At 63.2% G+C, this 17339-nt stretch carries 20 protein-coding genes; 14 read left to right on the forward strand and 6 right to left on the reverse strand.

What is annotated here, in order from left to right; translation table 11 throughout:
- The first annotated feature begins 101 nt into the window (after window positions 1-101).
- The 5 genes from ABLE86_RS13770 (at window position 102) to ABLE86_RS13790 (ending at window position 3850) form a co-directional block, all read left to right on the forward strand.
- Complete coding sequence (locus tag ABLE86_RS13770; protein ID WP_348779522.1) at window positions 102-230, forward strand: hypothetical protein; 129 nt, start codon at window positions 102-104, stop codon at window positions 228-230.
- 193 nt (window positions 231-423) lie between these two features.
- The gene (locus ABLE86_RS13775; RefSeq protein WP_348779523.1) at window positions 424-1824 is read left to right on the forward strand and encodes an L-serine ammonia-lyase; all 1401 of its coding nucleotides are present in this window, start codon (window positions 424-426) and stop codon (window positions 1822-1824) included.
- Window positions 1825-1917: 93 nt separating this feature from the next.
- Window positions 1918-2355, forward strand: a complete 438-nt coding sequence (locus ABLE86_RS13780; protein WP_348779524.1) for a DUF1489 family protein — start codon at window positions 1918-1920, stop codon at window positions 2353-2355.
- A 65-nt stretch (window positions 2356-2420) separates the two neighbouring features.
- On the forward strand, window positions 2421-3158 hold the full coding sequence (locus ABLE86_RS13785) for a VWA domain-containing protein (RefSeq protein ID WP_348779525.1): 738 nt from the start codon (window positions 2421-2423) through the stop codon (window positions 3156-3158).
- Complete coding sequence (locus tag ABLE86_RS13790; protein ID WP_348779526.1) at window positions 3155-3850, forward strand: DnaJ domain-containing protein; 696 nt, start codon at window positions 3155-3157, stop codon at window positions 3848-3850. The genes ABLE86_RS13785 and ABLE86_RS13790 overlap by 4 nt, the downstream gene beginning before the upstream one ends.
- Before the next feature lie 46 nt (window positions 3851-3896).
- Here ABLE86_RS13790 and ABLE86_RS13795 read toward each other — a convergent pair whose 3' ends face one another.
- Window positions 3897-5324, reverse strand: a complete 1428-nt coding sequence (locus ABLE86_RS13795; protein WP_348779527.1) for a D-alanyl-D-alanine carboxypeptidase family protein — start codon at window positions 5322-5324, stop codon at window positions 3897-3899.
- 272 nt (window positions 5325-5596) lie between these two features.
- Here ABLE86_RS13795 and ABLE86_RS13800 point away from each other — a divergent pair, with 272 nt between their 5' ends.
- The 3 genes from ABLE86_RS13800 (at window position 5597) to clpA (ending at window position 8979) form a co-directional block, all read left to right on the forward strand.
- Window positions 5597-5923, forward strand: coding sequence for a phasin family protein (locus tag ABLE86_RS13800; protein ID WP_348779528.1), 327 nt, complete (start codon window positions 5597-5599; stop codon window positions 5921-5923).
- Between the two features lie 261 nt (window positions 5924-6184).
- Window positions 6185-6514, forward strand: coding sequence for an ATP-dependent Clp protease adapter ClpS (gene clpS / locus ABLE86_RS13805; RefSeq protein ID WP_348779630.1), 330 nt, complete (start codon window positions 6185-6187; stop codon window positions 6512-6514).
- 8 nt (window positions 6515-6522) lie between these two features.
- On the forward strand, window positions 6523-8979 hold the full coding sequence (clpA, locus tag ABLE86_RS13810; protein ID WP_348779529.1) for an ATP-dependent Clp protease ATP-binding subunit ClpA: 2457 nt from the start codon (window positions 6523-6525) through the stop codon (window positions 8977-8979).
- 65 nt (window positions 8980-9044) lie between these two features.
- Here clpA and ABLE86_RS13815 read toward each other — a convergent pair whose 3' ends face one another.
- Complete coding sequence (locus ABLE86_RS13815) at window positions 9045-9464, reverse strand: VOC family protein (RefSeq protein WP_348779530.1); 420 nt, start codon at window positions 9462-9464, stop codon at window positions 9045-9047.
- Between the two features lie 294 nt (window positions 9465-9758).
- Between ABLE86_RS13815 and ABLE86_RS13820 the strand changes: the two genes are divergently transcribed.
- Both ABLE86_RS13820 and ABLE86_RS13825 read left to right on the forward strand, forming a co-directional pair.
- Window positions 9759-10481, forward strand: coding sequence for an AzlC family ABC transporter permease (locus ABLE86_RS13820; RefSeq protein ID WP_348779531.1), 723 nt, complete (start codon window positions 9759-9761; stop codon window positions 10479-10481).
- A complete protein-coding gene (locus tag ABLE86_RS13825) occupies window positions 10478-10825 on the forward strand; it encodes an AzlD domain-containing protein (RefSeq protein ID WP_348779532.1) in 348 nt (115 codons plus the stop codon). Before ABLE86_RS13820 ends, ABLE86_RS13825 begins: the two co-directional genes overlap by 4 nt.
- 46 nt (window positions 10826-10871) lie before the next feature.
- Here ABLE86_RS13825 and ABLE86_RS13830 read toward each other — a convergent pair whose 3' ends face one another.
- Window positions 10872-11297, reverse strand: coding sequence for an HIT family protein (locus tag ABLE86_RS13830; RefSeq protein ID WP_348779631.1), 426 nt, complete (start codon window positions 11295-11297; stop codon window positions 10872-10874).
- A gap of 85 nt (window positions 11298-11382) precedes the next feature.
- Here ABLE86_RS13830 and ABLE86_RS13835 point away from each other — a divergent pair, with 85 nt between their 5' ends.
- Entirely contained in the window at window positions 11383-11712 is a 330-nt protein-coding gene (locus ABLE86_RS13835; RefSeq protein WP_348779632.1) for a multidrug efflux SMR transporter, read from the forward strand.
- A 3-nt stretch (window positions 11713-11715) separates the two neighbouring features.
- Here the strand turns inward: ABLE86_RS13835 and ABLE86_RS13840 are convergent, their stop codons facing one another.
- The 3 genes from ABLE86_RS13840 to ABLE86_RS13850 are packed head-to-tail and all read right to left on the reverse strand — an operon-like array spanning window position 11716 to window position 14197.
- The gene (locus ABLE86_RS13840; RefSeq protein ID WP_348779533.1) at window positions 11716-12939 is read right to left on the reverse strand and encodes a GNAT family N-acetyltransferase; all 1224 of its coding nucleotides are present in this window, start codon (window positions 12937-12939) and stop codon (window positions 11716-11718) included.
- A gap of 51 nt (window positions 12940-12990) precedes the next feature.
- Window positions 12991-13719, reverse strand: a complete 729-nt coding sequence (locus tag ABLE86_RS13845) for a glycerophosphodiester phosphodiesterase (RefSeq protein ID WP_348779534.1) — start codon at window positions 13717-13719, stop codon at window positions 12991-12993.
- A gap of 13 nt (window positions 13720-13732) precedes the next feature.
- Window positions 13733-14197: a RidA family protein gene (locus ABLE86_RS13850; protein WP_348779535.1), complete on the reverse strand. Its 465-nt coding sequence runs from the start codon at window positions 14195-14197 to the stop codon at window positions 13733-13735.
- A gap of 134 nt (window positions 14198-14331) precedes the next feature.
- Here ABLE86_RS13850 and ABLE86_RS13855 point away from each other — a divergent pair, with 134 nt between their 5' ends.
- The 3 genes from ABLE86_RS13855 to tsf all read left to right on the forward strand — a co-directional run bounded on the left by ABLE86_RS13855 (window position 14332) and on the right by tsf (window position 17271).
- Window positions 14332-15159, forward strand: coding sequence for a cell envelope integrity EipB family protein (locus tag ABLE86_RS13855; RefSeq protein ID WP_348779536.1), 828 nt, complete (start codon window positions 14332-14334; stop codon window positions 15157-15159).
- Window positions 15160-15437: 278 nt separating this feature from the next.
- Window positions 15438-16220, forward strand: coding sequence for a 30S ribosomal protein S2 (gene rpsB, locus ABLE86_RS13860; protein WP_348779537.1), 783 nt, complete (start codon window positions 15438-15440; stop codon window positions 16218-16220).
- Between the two features lie 127 nt (window positions 16221-16347).
- On the forward strand, window positions 16348-17271 hold the full coding sequence (gene tsf, locus ABLE86_RS13865; protein ID WP_348779538.1) for a translation elongation factor Ts: 924 nt from the start codon (window positions 16348-16350) through the stop codon (window positions 17269-17271).
- Window positions 17272-17339 lie beyond the last annotated feature (68 nt).

Here is a 17339-nt window from a genome sequence, read left to right on the forward strand (position 1 = left end):
ACTTCACGCCGAAGGGGTATCCAGAAGCCTTGTGCGAGAAATGAACAAGGCAACCTGCGAAGTTGCGCTCGCACTGTTTCTTAAGGATAGACAAGGACATCATGGACGAAAGCGTTCAGAAATCCTGCTGGGGCGTAACCGCCAAGGCAGTGATCGGGTTTGCGGTGATCATCCTGCTTGCCTGGCTCATGAGCGGGGCCGAAACGGCCGCTGTACTGGGGGCGCGCTGAGACATAATCCGGAGGTACCAAGAGACGCGTTTTTCGCGTCTCTTTTCGTTTGAGGCGGTCTTGCCGCATGTCGTTTGCGAAGCAGACGAAGTCGGGGAACGCCAAGCTTTGCCTCATAAAACCGCCCAAACATCCCTATATTTGGACGCAAGCGTCCCTGCCTTGCGCGCCCGTTGATGGAGACTTGCCGCCCGTGTTCCTCTCGGTATTCGACCTCTTCAAGATCGGCATCGGCCCGTCCAGCTCCCACACGATGGGGCCGATGACGGCGGCATCGCGTTTCCTGGACGAGCTGCTTGGCAATGAATGGCCGCGTCCTGCGGGCGCAAAGGTGGACCGCGTGGCCGCCAGCCTGCACGGCTCGCTCGCCTACACCGGTGTCGGCCACGGCACCGACCGGGCCGTCATTCTTGGGCTGACGGGGCTGATCCCGACCACGGTCGATCCCGACCTTTCCGACACTGTCATCGAAAAGGTCGCGCAGGAAAAGCAGGTCACGCCGCCCGGCCATCCGTCCTACCGCTTCGACCCTGCCGTTGACCTCGTGCTCGACAAGAAGACCCCGCTGCTCGGCCACGCCAATGGCATGGCATTCTACGCCTATGACAGCGACGACCACCTGCTGCTCAAGCGCATCTACTATTCGATCGGCGGCGGCTTCGTGGTTTCGGAAGAGGAACTGCAGCGCCTCAAGACCACTGGTGAACAGCCTTCCTCGGTGCAGGTGCCGCACCCGTTCCGCAATGCAGTGGAGATGCTGGCCATGGCGGCGCAGAGCGGCCTGTCCATCGCCGAGATGAAGCGCGCCAACGAAGAAATGCACATGTCGCGCGACGAGCTCGATGCCGGCCTCGACCGCATCTGGGCGGCAATGAAGGGCTGCATCGACCGCGGCCTGTCGCAGGAAGGCATCATGCCGGGTGGGCTGAAGGTGCGCCGCCGGGCGCGCCAGTTGCACGACAAGCTGCAGGAAGACTGGCGCCACAACAAGCCCAACCCGCTGCTGGCCAACGACTGGCTGTCGGTCTACGCGATGGCGGTCAACGAGGAGAATGCGGCCGGCGGCCGTGTCGTCACGGCCCCCACCAATGGCGCGGCAGGCACGTTGCCTGCGGTGCTGCGCTATTGGCTGCACTTCCACCCCGAGGCCGACCAGGCCAGCATCCGCGACTTCCTGCTGACGGCTGCGGCCGTGGGCGGCATCATCAAGACCAACGCCTCGATTTCGGGCGCCGAGGTTGGCTGCCAGGGCGAGGTCGGCTCGGCTTCCGCCATGGCTGCGGCGGGGCTTTGCGCCGTCATGGGCGGCACGCCGGAGCAGGTGGAAAACGCCGCCGAGATTGCGCTGGAGCACCACCTCGGCATGACGTGCGATCCCGTAGGCGGCCTCGTGCAGGTGCCCTGCATCGAGCGCAACGCGCTGGGCGCGGTGAAGGCGGTCACGGCGGCATCGCTGGCCATCAAGGGCGACGGCACGCATTTCGTGCCGCTGGACGCGGCCATCGAAACCATGCGCCAGACCGGCATGGACATGAACGAGCGTTACAAGGAGACAAGCCTGGGCGGTCTTGCCGTCAACGTCGTGGAATGCTGATCCGCTCGACCTGACGAAAGCCCGGGCGGCAGCTTTGTGGACAAACGTCGCCTGACGCGTTGACCCCGCCACCGCCCGCGCTAAACCATCCCCATGGCCCTGAACCTCATAAAACTCTGCGTCGGCTGCGACAGCGTCGAAGACCTGGAAGAGTGGATAGCCTTCCGGCTCGACGAGCGCCGGCGTGCGGGCGAACCGGTCGAACAGTACCATACGACCCGAATGGTCCCGACACGGCGCGACGAGCTCCTCGACGGCGGCTCGCTCTATTGGGTCATCAAGGGCAGCGTCCAGTGCCGCCAGCGGCTGGTGGATATCCGGCCTTTCGTCGACGACGAGGGGATTTCGCGCTGCCACCTGGTGCTCGATCCGGCGGTGGTGCGCACCGGTTGGCAGCCGCGCCGCGCCTTCCAGGGCTGGCGTTATCTCAAGGCCCCTGACGCTCCGGCCGATCTTGGCGCCGGTCAGGCCGGTCTGGCGGAGATGCCGGCGAAACTCAGGCAGGAGCTTGCGGAGCTAGGGCTTCTCTAGCTCCGGCAGCCAACCAGCTCGCTCCGGCCTTGCAAGCTTGCCGGCGCCGCTACATCTTCATGCGCATGAGCGAGCAGAAGCCACCAGCCCCGAAAGGCAGCAGCGGCGCCGTTTCCTCCGGCCCGCGCTCCAGCGCGCAGGATATCTCGGCCTTCGTCAACAAGGCGAGGGAGCTCGCGGCCACGGGAACGGGCTCCGGCCGTCTCATTTTAGCGCTGGACGCGACGATGAGCCGCCAGCCTACCTGGGATCTCGCCTGCGCATTGCAGGGCGAGATGTTCGATGCCGTTGGCAAAGCCGGTGCGCTCAATGTCCAGCTTGTCTATTTTCGCGGGCTGGGCGAATGCCGCGCCTCCAAATTCGTGGCCGACACCGCCTCCCTGAAGCGTCTGATGACTGGGCTCGAATGCCGCGGTGGGCACACGCAGATCGGCAAGGTGTTGTCGCATGCCCTGAAAGAGACATCCCGGGGCAAGGTTGAAGCGCTGGTCTATATCGGCGATGCGATGGAGGAAGATGTCGATTCGCTTTCGGTGAAGGCCGGGCAGCTAGGCCTTCATGGCGTGCCGGTATTTCTGTTCCAGGAAGGGCAGGACCATCTCACCGAGGCTGCTTTCAAGGAAATCGCCCGGCTTTCCGGCGGTGCCTGGTTCCGCTTCGACCGAACATCGGCTGCCAACCTGGCAAAGCTCCTGTCGGCCATTGCAGTCTACGCCACGGGCGGGTTGAAGGCGCTTGAAGCGCGCGGCAGCAGCGAGGATCGGCTGCTTCTAAGCCAGTTGCGCGCAGGTGGCCGGCCATGAGTGTCTTGCTCGGGCTGCTGGGAACTGCGGCGATTGCGCTGTTGGTGCTCGCCCTGTTCGTTCGCACAGATGCCTCTGCGCTTGCCCGCAGTTTGCGCATCGCCGGCCCGGCGCTTGTCGGGATTGTGGGCGTTGGCCTGCTTCTGCTCGGCCGCGTCGGCGTTGGCGGCATGCTCGTGTCTGCGGCGGCCGCCTGGTATGCCAACGGCCTGCGTCGCACTCGGCCCCAAAGGGCTCCGCCCGGCCGCTCCACGGTGCGCACTGCCGCACTGGAGATGGTTCTGGATCACGAAACCGGCAGGCTGGACGGGCTGGTGCTTGCCGGAAGATACGAGCAGAAGCAGCTCGCCTCGCTCGGCCTCAGCGCGCTTTTGGAGCTGTACTCGGAACTTTATAGCGATTCCGAGAGCCGCCAGCTCCTAGAGAGTTATCTTGATAGCCGGTTTCCCATCTGGCGAGAAAACGCGCAGCCTGGTGGTGGTCACCGGCATGGTGTTGCGCCAGGTTCTGGCGCCATGACTAAGGAGGAGGCCTACCAGATCCTTGGTCTTGAAGCGGGGGCCACCCCGGCGGATGTCCGCAAGGCGCATCGCCGATTGATGCAGCGTCTGCATCCCGATGTCGGAGGCTCGTCTTTCCTGGCGGCGCGGATCAACGAAGCCAAGGACATTCTGCTCACCAATCACGACTAGATCTCCTTCGACGCGGATACAACCGGGAGTGTTTCAGGCCTGACTGCTAGTTCTGTACTGCGTAGCAGCTGATCTTCTGCTTCTTCAGCGCGGCGCAGGCGTCCCAGGCGGCAACCTTGGAGCCGAAGCCGCCGAAGCGCGCGCGGTAGTAGGTCACGCCGCCCTTCTCGAAGGGGACAGTGAACGGCGAAGCCTTGCGAAGCGGGCCGGGAGCCACCTTGGTCGTCTTCTCCAGGATGGCTTCGGCCTCGGCGCGGCTAGGCGAAGAGGCGATCTGCACCACCCAGCCCGAAGGGGCGGCTACGGAAGCGGTCTTGACCGGATCGACCTGCGGGGCGGCAACGGCTGCCTCAAGCGCCGCCTGCGGGCGCGGAGCCGGGTCTGCATAGGCCTGCAGGGTGGGGGCGGGGACTTCTTCCGGCGTTGGCTCTGCCTTGGCCTGTTCGAAGGGCACGGCCGGCGCTTCATCCATGTCGACCGCGGCCTCGGCCACCAGTGCTTCGGTGTCGGGGCGCATGTCCGGCGTCGGAGCATCCTGCTTCGGCAACTGCAGCTTGCCGACAGCGTCGAACTGGGTGCTGCCAGCCTTTGCCACCAGCGGAGCGGCCTTGCCGCCATTGGAGGCAGCCGGCAGATACTTTGCGATCAGGTCGGTCATGTGCTTGTCGCGGCTTGCGCCGCTAGCACCGCCCATCACCACCGCAACGATGCGGCGGTTTCCGTCCGTCACCGACGAGACGAGATTGAAGCCGGAGGCGTTGGTAAAGCCGGTCTTGATGCCGTCCACGCCCTTCACGCGACCGAGAAGCCGATTGTGGTTCGGCATGACCTGGCGGCCGAAGGTGAAGGAGCGCGTCGAGAAATAGCCGTAGTACTGCGGGAAGTGCTCCCGCAGCGCGATGCCGAGCGTGGCCATGTCGCGCGCGGTCGTGAACTGGCCCGAATTCGGCAGGCCGTTCGCATTGCGGAACACCGTTCCGTTCATGCCGAGGCTGCGCGCCTTGGCGGTCATCATGCGGGCAAAATTCTCTTCCGAACCGCCGAGCATCTCGCCAAGGGCGGTCGACGCGTCGTTGGCGGATTTGGTCACAAGGGCGAGGATGGCGGATTCGACCGAAACCGATCCGCCGGCGCGGACGCCGAGCTTGGTGGGCGGTTCCGCCGCAGCCTTGGCGGAGAAGGGAACGCGCGTCTCCTTGGTGATCTTGCCGCGCGATAGTGCCTCGAACGTCAGGTAGAGCGTCATCATCTTGGTGAGGGAGGCCGGATAGCGGCGCGAATCCGCATTCGCCGAGAACAGCGTCTTGCCAGTGTTCGCGTCCACCACAAGGGCGGCGTACCTGGGGTTCTGCTTGCTTTGCGCGGCGGCTGGAGCGGCTATCGCGAGGCTGATGACTACGGCGAGAAGGCCTGCAATCGCGGATCGTGCGGAGAAGGCCTGCCTGAAGGCAGCGCCGGCAAACGCTTGACGCACTGTTTCACCCTTTGATTGTTGTTGCACTTTGAGGCGGCAAGGGTCCTGCCTCACTTGGCGGGACAGTAGGTCCACTGCGTTACCAATCCGTTTATGGTAACCGGGACGTTCACCTTTTTAGTCGAGTTTTAGAAGGAATTGAGGCAGCGGCCGCGTGGGTCCGGTCTCCCGGCATTGCATTGACTTTTTGTGCACTGCACAATAAGTTTATTGCGACGCAAAATAGCATGCGCCGAAACCACCAGCTGCACACGCGGAAAGGGAATGCGCAAATGTTGCAATTCGAAGAGATCAACAAATTCGGCAAATCGTTCGTCGACAGCGGGCTGAAGAGCTTCGCTGCCGTTTCCAAGAATGCCCAGGCCATTGCCGTCGAGACGACCGAGTACGGCAAGAAGTCGTTCGATGCAGGTGCCACCACGCTCGAGCGCGTGATGACCTCCGGTTCGCTGGAAAAGGCGCTGGAGATCCAGGTTGACTATGCGCGGCAGGCCTATGAAGGGTTCGTCAGCGAAGCCACCAAACTCGGCTCGCTCTATGCAGACCTCGCGAAGGAGGCTTACGGGCCGTTCGAGGCCATGGTAAGCAAGACGAAGTAGGTTTAGTCAAACGCTTCGGGGTTTTCGCCCCGCTGCAAGCCCGGTTGCGTGGCGCAGCCGGGCTTTGTCGTGTTTCGGTCCTGGGGGATCACGAAAGGGAGAAATCGTCGGCTTCCCGGACCGCAAGCATATTGTCACCCACACAGAAGAGCTTAAAATCTCAAATTGATTACCTACATTCCGTTTTCGGGTGAGGAACTCGCGAAAGACATGGAACTTGTGAAGAGCGTCGGGGGCGCCATGACAATGCGAATGGCGCGTATGCAGAGTGGCGGTGACGGAGGAAACACCCCCGGGAGGGGAACGGCGGTCATCACACGCACAAAGGCCAAGACCAAGAAGCCGAGTCTCTATCGGGTTTTGATCCTCAACGACGACTACACTCCGATGGAGTTCGTGATTCACATTTTGGAGCGCTTTTTCCAAAAGGATCGCGAAACCGCCACACGCATCATGTTGCATGTTCACAATCATGGCGTGGGCGAGTGCGGGGTCTATACGTTCGAAGTGGCAGAGACCAAGGTGTCTCAGGTCATGGACTTTGCCCGACAGAATCAACATCCGCTGCAATGCGTGATGGAGAAGAAATGAGGTTTTGAATGCCGGCTTTCTCCCAGGGCCTCGAAAAGGCGCTTCACCAGGCGCTCACCTTTGCCAATGAGCGTCATCACGAATACGCAACGCTCGAGCATCTGCTGCTGGCCTTGATCGACGACGCCGAGGCGGCGGCGGTCATGCGCGCCTGCAACGTGGACCTCGAAGAGCTCCGGCGCACCGTCATCAATTACATCGATACCGAGCTGGATAATCTCGTTACCGGCTATGATGAGGATTCCAAGCCGACGGCCGGATTCCAGCGCGTTATCCAGCGCGCGGTCATCCACGTGCAGTCGTCCGGCCGCGAAGAGGTTTCGGGCGCCAACGTGCTGGTTGCGATTTTCGCCGAGCGGGAAAGCCACGCTGCCTATTTCCTGCAGGAACAGCAGATGACCCGTTACGACGCGGTCAACTACATTTCGCACGGCATTGCCAAGCGCCCGGGCGCCAACGAGACCCGTACACCGCGCGGCGCCGAGGATGATCAGACCGGCTCGCACGGCAATGATTCCTCGGAAGACAGCGGCAAGAAGAAGCAACAGGATGCGCTGAGCGCTTATTGCGTGGACCTGAACAAGAAGGCCCGCGCCGGCAAGATCGATCCGCTGATCGGTCGCGCGGAAGAGATCAACCGCACCATCCAGGTGCTGTGCCGCCGCTCCAAGAACAACCCGCTCTATGTGGGCGATCCCGGCGTCGGCAAGACGGCCATCGCCGAGGGCCTGGCCAAGCGCATTGTCGAGGGCGACGTTCCCGACGTCCTTGCCGACGCGACCATCTTCGCGCTCGACATGGGCACGCTGCTGGCCGGCACCCGTTATCGCGGCGATTTCGAGGAGCGGCTGAAGCAGGTCGTCAAGGAGCTGGAAGAGTATCCGGGTGCGGTTCTGTTTATCGACGAGATCCACACCGTCATCGGCGCGGGCGCTACGTCCGGCGGTGCGATGGATGCCTCGAACCTGCTCAAGCCGGCACTGTCGTCCGGCGCGATTCGTTGCATCGGTTCAACTACTTACAAGGAATTCCGTCAGTTCTTTGAGAAGGACCGCGCGCTGGTGCGGCGCTTCCAGAAGATCGACGTGAAGGAGCCGACCGTCGACGACGCGATCGAGATCATGAAGGGCCTGAAGCCCTACTATGAAGAGTTCCACAAGGTGAAATACACCAACGACGCCATCAAGGCGGCGGTGGAACTGTCGGCGCGCTACATCAGCGATCGCAAGCTGCCTGACAAGGCGATCGACGTGATCGACGAAACTGGCGCTTCGCAGATGCTGCTGCCGGAAGGCCGCCGCAAGAAGACGATCGGCATCAAGGAGATCGAAGCGACCATCGCCACCATGGCACGCATTCCGCCCAAGACGGTTTCGGCCGACGACGAGCAGGTGCTGGCCAATCTGGAAAGCGAGCTGCGCCGCGTCGTCTATGGCCAGGATACCGCCATCACCGCGCTTGCCTCGGCAATCAAGCTGGCACGCGCGGGCCTGCGCGAGCCTGAGAAGCCGATCGGCTCCTATCTGTTTTCCGGCCCCACCGGCGTCGGCAAGACGGAGGTTGCCCGGCAGCTCGCCTCGTCACTGGGCGTGGAGCTGATCCGCTTCGACATGTCGGAATACATGGAGCGCCATACCGTTTCGCGGCTCATTGGCGCGCCTCCCGGCTATGTCGGCTTCGACCAGGGCGGTTTGCTGACCGATGGCGTCGACCAGCATCCGCACTGCGTGCTGCTGCTCGATGAGGTCGAGAAGGCCCATCCGGACCTATTCAATATCCTGTTGCAGGTCATGGATCACGGCAAGCTGACCGATCATAACGGCAAGCAGGTCGACTTCCGCAACGTCATCCTGATCATGACGACCAATGCGGGCGCGGCCGACATGGCCAAGGCTGCAATCGGCTTCGGCTCGTCCAAGCGCGAGGGCGACGACATGGAGGCGATCAACCGGCTGTTCTCGCCGGAGTTCCGCAACCGTCTCGACGCGATAATCCCCTTCGGCTCGCTGCCGGTGCCGGTGGTGCATCAGGTGGTGCAGAAGTTCGTGCTCCAGCTGGAAGCACAGCTTTCGGAGCGTGGCGTCACTTTCGACCTGTCGCCCGAGGCCGTCGCCTGGCTGGCCGACAAGGGCTACGACGAGCGCATGGGTGCGCGGCCGCTTGGCCGGGTCATCCAGGAGCACATCAAGAAGCCGCTTGCCGAGGAGGTACTGTTCGGCAAGCTCAAGAAGGGCGGCACGGTTCGCGTCACGGTCGAGACGAAGGAAGGCGGCGAGACCGGCCTGAAGCTCGAGACCATCGCCGACGAGGTGCCGGTCAAGCCGAAGAAGGAAGAACCGCGCAAGGCCCCGGCCAAGAAGCCCGCGGCGAAGAAGGCGGCCGCCAAGAAGGCGGTCGCGCAGAAGCCAAAGGCTCGCGACGGAAACAAGCGCAGCCTGGTGCCGCAATTGCCCCGCAAGGGCTGATCTGACGGCGCACGGCTAGTGAATGGACCGCCGGCTGCAAGATGCGGCCGGCGGTCTTTTTAGGTTCATACGCCGAAGCTTACGAAACCGGCCTCGCTGATCGCCCAGGCCGGGTTCCAGGCTATCTCCCATGCATGCTCGTCCGGATCGGCGACATAGCCGCTGAACCCGCCATGCGGCGGTTCGACCGGCGCCTTGAGCAGGCGGCCGCCGCTGGTAACCAGCCGGTCTATGGCGGCCTGCACGTCGCTGCGCTGCGGTACGTTGTGGCCCAGTGCAAACGCGCCGGGCTGCATGGGCTTGCGCCCCATATCGGCGGCAAGCGCGCTTTCCAGCCACGTGCCGAGCATGAAGCCGTTCATCTGGTAGAAAACGATTTCGTCGTTCTCGAACACCGGTTTCCATCCAAAACCCTCGACGTAGAACCGGCGCGAGCGGGCAAGATCGCGGATGCCGAGTGTGATGACTGAGATTTGCTGTTGCATGACCATATCCCTAACGTTTCCGCGGCGCACCATGCGGCGCGGTTTCCGTCATGGGACTTGGCGCGACGCGCCAGCCAGAGCTTCCCCGAGGAAACGACCGGGCTAACCAAACCGGTCCGCCTTTTTAGACGGTCGAAGGCTAGCGGCTACTTTCCGCCCGTTCAAGAATCGACGCGGTTGTCTCCTGACAATCCTTCCCCGGCTGGCATAAGACTTTGGCGTCGTGCCGTTTTTCGCCCCATGCTAATCAGCGCTTCGATGTCCGACGAATCTGCCCCCATAACCCGGAACATTGTGCTCGCCCAGACCGGGCGCGGCAGATGGTATCTGCGCGGGGTGCAGACGGCGGTTTCGGTGCCCGGCCTCATCCTGGCCAGCGCCTTCATCGGCTTTGCGGGCCTTGCAAAGGAATCAGGCCTCACGCTCGGCCAGGCCGTTTTCATGACTGGCTTCGTCTGGGCGCTGCCGGCGAAGGTGGTGCTGATCGGCGCAATTCTTTCGGGGGCCTCGCTGCCTGCCGCCGCTCTGGCGGTTGCGCTGTCTTCCATCCGCCTCACGCCGATGGTGGTGGCGCTGGTGCCGGAACTGAAGGGCCCGCGCACGCCGAAATGGGTGCTCTACTTCCTGTCCCATTTCGTCGCGGTCACATCCTGGGTTCTGGCCATGGAGCGGCTCAGCCGCATACCGCGTGAGATGCGTACTACCTACTATGCGGGACTGGGCTCGACGCTGCTGCTGGTCAACGTGGCCGTGGTGGCCTGTGTGTTCCTTCTGGCGGAAAACATGTCGCCGCTCGTCTCGGCGGCTCTCTTTCTGCTGACGCCGATGTATTTCCTGACCTCGCTGTGGGGCTCGGCGCGGGAGCGGGCAGGGCATGTCGCGATGGTGATGGGGCTCGTGCTCGGCCCGGTCTTTCACGCCCTCTGGCCGGGATTTGACCTGCTGGCGGCCGGCCTTTGCGGCGGGCTGGGCGCCTATGCCTATCATCGATTGTCGCGAAGGCGGGCGCTGTCATGACCTTTCAGTCTGTCGATGCCTGGTGGTGGCCGTTCCTGTTCATTCTTGTCGCGGGTTGGCTCGCGACCGATAGCTGGCGGTTCCTCGGCGTATATCTGGGTGGCCGCATTTCGGAAAAATCCGATATTCTGGTGCTGGTGCGCACCATCGCAACGGCGCTCGTTGCGGCGGTCATCGGAAACCTGATCATATTTCCCAGCGGGGCGCTGGCGGCAGCGCCCATCGTGCTGCGAATGGGTGCGGTGGTCGTGGGCTTTGCTGCCTATATGCTGCTCGGCCGGCGCGTGCTCGCCGGCATCGTCGCCGCCGAGATTGTCCTCGCCGTGGGGCTTTTCACGCTATAGGCGCAGAGCGAGGCCGGAACACCTCGGTTCCGGCCGAAAGGTCGACTCAGGCGGAAGCCAGGGCGGCGCGCAGCTTCTCGGCGTTCGCGACCAGCACTTCCTGCTGTTCCATCTGCCCGGTGTGGGGCTTCAGCGCCACGCCCTCGAACCGCGGCAAAATGTGGACGTGCAGGTGGAAGACCGTCTGGCCAGCGGCGGGTTCATTGAACTGCATCACGGTCACGCCGTCAGCTTCGAAGGCTCGCTTTGCAGCGCGGGCGATCTTCTGAACGGCGGCCATGAGGGGGCCAAAGGTTGCCGGGTCGGCATCGAGAAGGTTGCGCGAGGGCGCCTTGGGCACCACCAGCGTGTGGCCCGTGCCTTGTGGCATCAGATCCATGAACGCAATCGCGTGCTCGTCCTCATAGACCTTGTGCGCCGGCAGTTCGCCGCGAAGGATCTTGGCGAACACATTGGTATCGTCGTATCTCATCATCTGCCCTCTCGTCGTCAGCGTGTTCGCGTCATAGTCGTTTCGGGGGCTTCCCGCAATCAACCGGTCAGGAATGCGAATGCAGTTGAACTATGTCTTTCTGGTCGTCGCCATCGTCTTCGAGGTCATGGCAACCGCGGCGTTGAAGGAGACGCACGGTTTCACCCGGCCTTTGCCGTCAGTGGCCACCGCCATCGGCTACGCGCTGGCATTCTACTTCCTGTCGCTTGCGGTGCGCAGCATGCCAATCGGCATCGTCTATGCCATCTGGAGCGGGGCCGGCATCGTCCTCATCACCGCAATCGGCTGGATCTGGTTCCGCCAGGCGCTCGACCTGCCGGCGCTGGTCGGCATGGGCTTCATCGTGGTGGGGGTTGGCATCATCAACCTGTTTTCAAAGACCGTGGTGCACTGAAACCTAGTCGTCACGAGGGGAGAGGTCCTTCCGGAACGGCCGGTGCTCGTCCAGATATTCGCCGATCTCCCGCACTTCCTCGCGCTCGCGCTCGAGATAGGCGGCGACCGCATTGCGCAGGCCGGCATGAGCGATGTAGTGGGCAGACTGGGTGGTGACCGGCCGGTAACCTCGCGCCAGCTTGTGCTCGCCCTGGGCGCCGGCTTCGACGACCCTGAGCCCGCGGGAGATCGCAAAGTCGATCGCCTGGTGGTAGCAGACTTCGAAGTGCAGGAAGGGATGGTCTTCGATGCAGCCCCAGTTGCGGCCGTAGAGAGTGTCGGAGCCGATGAAGTTGATGGCGCCGGCCACATAGCGGCCGTTGCGCCGCGCCATCACCAGCAGCACATCGTCGCGCATCCGTTCGCCAACCAACGAAAAGAAGGTGCGGTTGAGATAGGGCCGGCCCCATTTGCGGCTGCCGGTATCCATGTAGAAGGCGAAGAAGTCGTCCCAGACGCGTTCGGTGAGATCGCTGCCGGTCAGCCAGTCAATTTCGATGCCTGCCGCCAGCGCCTCGCGCCGCTCCTTCTTCAGGGACTTGCGCTTGCGCGAGGCGAGCGTTTCCAGAAAACCCTCGTAGCTCGAATACCCCTCGTTAAAGAAATGGAACTGCTGGTCGGTGCGGGTAAGGAAGCCGGCCGTGCTCAGCGCCGCCATGTCATCCCGCGTGGCGAATGTGACATGGGCCGACGACACGCCGAGCCGCTCGGTCACCAGCCTGAGCCCGGAGGCGAGGGCGGCCCTGACGGAGCCGGCATCGGCTGAACGGCTTGCGAGCAGCCTCGGACCGGTTGCAGGCGTGAAGGGCACGGAAACCTGCAGCTTGGGATAATAGCGCCCTCCGGCACGTTCGAACGCGTCGGCCCAGCCGTGATCGAAGACGTATTCGCCTTGGCTGTGCGATTTCAGATAGCAGGGCACCGCGCCAAGCAGAATGCCGTGCGGGTCTTCGAGGCGCAGATGGTGTCCCATCCAACCCGCGCGACGCACGGCGCAGCCAGAATCTTCCAGAATTTTCAGAAAATCGAATGAAATGAACGGGTTATACGGAGCGGATGAATCGCCGCGTGAAGTCCCGGTCAGGCTGTCCCACTCCGCCTTGGTGAAACCGCCCATCCCGTCCGCGACGCGGATGGCGTAGTCGCCATCCGCTCTTGTCCTATCGCCGTCCCGCGTGCTGTCCATGAGGGTTTAGATACGTGGCCCTTTCGACAGTACAAGAGGCGGGCGGCACATTCAGGCCGCCCGCACCGGATCCGGCTCGAAACCTTCGAACGTCATCTGGTCGGCATGGGCGAAGGTCTGCTCCACCCCTGCCTGGGTGCACACCGTCCAGGTGATGACAGGCATGTGCAGCCTTTCGCGCACGAACCGCACGAAGCGGTTGGGCAGGTCGGACACGCTGTAAGACACAAACGAGATGTCGTGCGCGAGCATGGAGAAATGCGCCTCCAACTCGTGGTCCTTGGTACCGTAGGCGGTCAGGCCAGTTGGAATCGTGCCGGCATGCGCCGGAAACTGGCGGATCAGCCAGTGGTCGAAGGACATGATTGCCGCCTCGCCACGATAAGCATGGAGTAGCGCACAGACCTTTTCCACCAGGCCTTCGTCCCGGCCGGGAATGCCCTTCAGTTCGACCACCAGCGGCACGCGGCCGCGGACATGATCGAGCAGTTGCTGCAGGGTGGGAACATAATCGGCCGTGCCGCCGATGCGCAGTGCGCCCATTTCGGCGGCGGTGCGCTGCCAGACATAGCCTTCCGTGCGCGCCAGCCGCTTCAGGTCGTCGTCATGGAACACGACGGGCACGCCGTCTGCCGACAGATGCACGTCGCATTCGATGGCGTAGCCCCGGTCGATGGCACGGTCGAAAGCCGATAGCGTGTTCTCCCACACGGCCTTGTTGAGGTCGTGGTAGCCGCGATGCGCGATCGGCCGCGCCACCAGCCAGGACAGGTCGGTCATGGTTCCACTTGCCTCAGGCGACTTCGACAATGGCTTCGACTTCGACCGAGGCGTTGAGCGGCAGCATCGCCACGCCCACAGCCGAGCGCGCATGCTTGCCCGCTTCGCCCAGCGCGGCGACGAGGAAGTCCGACGCGCCGTTGGCCACGAGGTGCTGTTCGGCAAAGCCGGGCGCCGAAGCCACGAAGACGGTGATCTTCACCAGGCGCTTGATCCGCTCCAGGTCGCCCAGGGCGGCCTTGATCTGCGCGAGAACATTGATGGCGCAAAGCTTGGCGGCTTCCTGGCCGCCGGCGGTGTCAACGTCCTGGCCGAGCAGCCCGGTGGCCCCCAGCTTGCCGTCCTTCAGCGGCAACTGGCCGGCGGTGAACACGAGGTTGCCGCTCTGCATGAAAGGCACATAGTTGGCCGCCGGCGCGGAAGCCACAGGCAGGGTAACGCCGAGCTGGCTAAGCCGGTTTTCGATTGTGTCGGTCATAGTCATTCCCTATGTCTTGGGTTGGAAATTGGTTGTCGCGCGCAAACTGCTATTTTTGCCTAGCTTCCGCCACGACTTTTTTTAAAACTGACCTCATCAGCGGTCCGTGGGGATCGCGCCACCGGAGCGTCTCCATGCGCGCATCGCGCCTTGCCCTTCTCGCCTTGGTCCCTTCTCTTGCCTTGGGCGTCGTTCCGGCTTTCGCCGGTGCTCCCCTGGTGCCGCATCGCGCCGTCTACGACTTGTCTCTCGACAAGGCTTCCGACCGCTCCGGCATTTCCAGCCTCGCCGGCCGGATGGTGTATGAGTTCAACGGCTCTCCCTGCGAAGGCTACACGGTCAAGTTCCGATTCGTCACCCAGATCGCGACCGGCGGGAACGCGCGCATGACAGATCAGCAGACCACTACCTTCGAGGATGCCGACGGCAAGACATTCAGCTTCGTCACCAAGTCCTTCGTTGACCAGCATCTCGATCACGAGGTGAAGGGCATGGCCACGCGCGAAGCGAACGGCGTCAAGGTCGCCATGGATAGGCCGGAAAAGAGCACGCTTGAACTGCCCGCAACGCAATTTCCCACCCAGCACCTGGTCGAGCTGATCGACAAGGCCAAGGCTGGCGAGACTTTTTACGAGACCAGCCTGTTCGATGGTTCCGAGGACGCCGACAAGGTCATGACCACCACCATCGTCGTCGGCAAGCAGGCCGGGGTCGACAAGGCCGATCCGGAAACGGGGGCGTTGAAGACCCTGGCCAAGGACAAATACTGGCCGGTCGACATCGCCTATTTCGATGAAAGCTCCGGGGGCGGGGAAGAGGTGCCGGAATACCGCATCAGCTTCAAGCTGCACGAGAACGGGCTGACGCGTGACCTGGTCATGGACTATGGCGAGTTCTCCATGGCCGGCAAGCTGGTCGACCTCACCCTTTTCGATACGCCCACCCAGGTCTGCAGCAAATAGCGGGGGGCCTGCGGCAGCGCGGCTGCGCCCCTTGTGCGAGCGCTGGAGGCAAAGGCGCATTGAAATCCACCAGACGGCGCCGGCTGTGCTTGCTTTTCCGCCGTCATCCCTCTATATGCGCCCCCATTCCACACACGGACTTTGGTGTCCGCCGGGAGAAATCCGGCTGAAACCTCCGGTGGCATGGAAAGGGCAGGCGGAGGCCATGGGCTTCATGGCGCAAACCTCCCTCGAAATGTCGGATGTCCGTGGAGGCCAACCGGAAAGGATAAAGAACAATGGCTCTGCCTGATTTCAGCATGCGTCAGCTTCTGGAAGCTGGCGTTCACTTCGGTCACCAGACTCACCGCTGGAACCCGAAGATGGCGCCCTACATCTATGGCGCCCGCAACAACATCCACATCATCGACCTGTCGCAGTCGGTTCCGCTGCTGCATCAGGCTCTCAAGCAGGTTTCCGACACGGTTGCCAAGGGCGGCCGCGTTCTCTTCGTCGGCACCAAGCGCCAGGCTTCGGACATCGTTGCCGACGCCGCGCAGCGTTCGGCCCAGTACTACGTCAACTCGCGCTGGCTCGGCGGCATGCTGACCAACTGGAAGACGATCTCCAACTCGATCCAGCGCCTGCGCAAGCTTGACGAACTGCTGGCTGGCGAAGCCCAGGGCTTCACCAAGAAGGAGCGTCTGAACCTCGAGCGCGAGCGCGAGAAGCTGGACAAGGCCCTCGGCGGCATCAAGGACATGGGCTCGACGCCGGACCTGATGTTCGTGATCGACACCAACAAGGAAGCGATCGCGATCCTCGAGGCCAAGCGCCTCGGCATTCCGGTTGTCGCCATCGTCGACTCCAACTGCGACCCGGACAAGGTCGACTTCCCGATCCCCGGCAACGATGACGCCGCCCGCGCGATCTCGCTCTACTGCGATCTGATCGCTCGCGCCGCCATCGACGGTATCGCCCGCCAGCAGGGCGCGCTGGGCATGGACGTCGGCGCTTCCGCCGAAGCCCCGGTCGAGCCGACGCTCGACGAGGCGCCGGAAAGCACCGCCCCCGAGGCGTAATGGCGCCGGGGGCCGTGGCCCGGCCCCCGATTTTTCCCGGATCGGGCGCGCATTGTCGCGCAGGCGTCAGGCGCATCATCGAAAAGTCGGTGGTGCGCCCACGCATTTCTAACAAAGAGGCTAAAGAATGAGCATTTCAGCAGCACAGGTCAAAGAACTCCGCGATATGACCGGCGCGGGTATGATGGATTGCAAGGCTGCGCTGGCCGAGACCGGCGGCGACATGGAAGCCGCAGTCGACTGGCTGCGGGCCAAGGGCATCGCCAAGGCCGACAAGAAGGCCGGCCGTACCGCGGCCGAAGGCCTGATCGGCGTTGCCGGCGACGGCAACAAGGCTGTCGTCGTCGAGGTCAACTCGGAGACCGACTTCGTGGCCCGTAACGATGCCTTCCAGGAGATCGTCCGCAACGTGGCCCAGGTCGCGCTCGGCATCGAGGGCGAGGGCGACGCCGTTGCCGCTGCCCCCTATCCGGGTTCCGAAAAGTCCGTCGCCGACACGATCAAGGATGCAATCGGCACCATCGGCGAGAACCTCAGCTTCCGCCGCGCGGCCAAGCTGTCGGTTCCGGCGGGCGCGGTTGCGACTTATGTCCACAACTCGGTTGCCGAGGGCCTCGGCAAGCTGGGCGTTCTGGTGGCCGTCGAGACCACCGGCAATGCCGATGCCGCCCGCGCTTTCGCTCGCCAGGTGGCCATGCATGTTGCCGCCACCAACCCGCTGGCCCTGAACGCCGAGCAGATCGATCCTGCCGTCGTCGCCCGCGAAAAGGCGATCTTCGCCGAGCAGGCCCGCGAATCGGGCAAGCCCGAGAACGTCATCGAGAAGATGATCGAAGGTCGCCTGCGCAAGTTCTACGAGGAAGTCGTTCTGCTGAAGCAGGGCTTCGTGCTGAACCCCGACCTGACGGTCGAGGCAGCTCTCAAGGAAGCCGAGAAGGAAATCGGCGCTCCGGCCAAGATCAGCGGTTTCCTGCGTTTCGCCCTCGGCGAAGGCATCGAGAAGCAGGAATCCGACTTTGCGGCTGAAGTTGCGGCTGCGGCGAAGCAGTAACACTCTTCAAGCCTAATTGACGGTTGACGAACAGGGCATCGCGTGACAACGCGGTGCCCTTCGTGTAT

The sequence above is a fragment of the Mesorhizobium sp. KR2-14 genome, from assembly GCF_040049255.1.
Classification (GTDB): Bacteria; Pseudomonadota; Alphaproteobacteria; order Rhizobiales; family Rhizobiaceae; genus Pseudaminobacter.

What these genes read in the sequence shown, in the direction of transcription:
- ABLE86_RS13770 (WP_348779522.1), top strand. Translation starts at nt 102, where the DNA reads ATGGACGAAAGCGTTCAGAAATCCTGCTGGGGCGTAACCGCCAAGGCA.
- ABLE86_RS13780 (WP_348779524.1), top strand. Translation starts at nt 1,918, where the DNA reads ATGGCCCTGAACCTCATAAAACTCTGCGTCGGCTGCGACAGCGTCGAA.
- ABLE86_RS13785 (WP_348779525.1), top strand. Translation starts at nt 2,421, where the DNA reads ATGAGCGAGCAGAAGCCACCAGCCCCGAAAGGCAGCAGCGGCGCCGTT.
- ABLE86_RS13790 (WP_348779526.1), top strand. Translation starts at nt 3,155, where the DNA reads ATGAGTGTCTTGCTCGGGCTGCTGGGAACTGCGGCGATTGCGCTGTTG.
- ABLE86_RS13800 (WP_348779528.1), top strand. Translation starts at nt 5,597, where the DNA reads ATGTTGCAATTCGAAGAGATCAACAAATTCGGCAAATCGTTCGTCGAC.
- clpS (WP_348779630.1), top strand. Translation starts at nt 6,185, where the DNA reads ATGCAGAGTGGCGGTGACGGAGGAAACACCCCCGGGAGGGGAACGGCG.
- clpA (WP_348779529.1), top strand. Translation starts at nt 6,523, where the DNA reads ATGCCGGCTTTCTCCCAGGGCCTCGAAAAGGCGCTTCACCAGGCGCTC.
- ABLE86_RS13815 (WP_348779530.1), bottom strand. Translation starts at nt 9,464, where the DNA reads ATGCAACAGCAAATCTCAGTCATCACACTCGGCATCCGCGATCTTGCC.
- ABLE86_RS13825 (WP_348779532.1), top strand. Translation starts at nt 10,478, where the DNA reads ATGACCTTTCAGTCTGTCGATGCCTGGTGGTGGCCGTTCCTGTTCATT.
- ABLE86_RS13830 (WP_348779631.1), bottom strand. Translation starts at nt 11,297, where the DNA reads ATGAGATACGACGATACCAATGTGTTCGCCAAGATCCTTCGCGGCGAA.
- ABLE86_RS13840 (WP_348779533.1), bottom strand. Translation starts at nt 12,939, where the DNA reads ATGGACAGCACGCGGGACGGCGATAGGACAAGAGCGGATGGCGACTAC.
- ABLE86_RS13845 (WP_348779534.1), bottom strand. Translation starts at nt 13,719, where the DNA reads ATGACCGACCTGTCCTGGCTGGTGGCGCGGCCGATCGCGCATCGCGGC.
- ABLE86_RS13850 (WP_348779535.1), bottom strand. Translation starts at nt 14,197, where the DNA reads ATGACCGACACAATCGAAAACCGGCTTAGCCAGCTCGGCGTTACCCTG.
- ABLE86_RS13855 (WP_348779536.1), top strand. Translation starts at nt 14,332, where the DNA reads ATGCGCGCATCGCGCCTTGCCCTTCTCGCCTTGGTCCCTTCTCTTGCC.
- rpsB (WP_348779537.1), top strand. Translation starts at nt 15,438, where the DNA reads ATGGCTCTGCCTGATTTCAGCATGCGTCAGCTTCTGGAAGCTGGCGTT.
- tsf (WP_348779538.1), top strand. Translation starts at nt 16,348, where the DNA reads ATGAGCATTTCAGCAGCACAGGTCAAAGAACTCCGCGATATGACCGGC.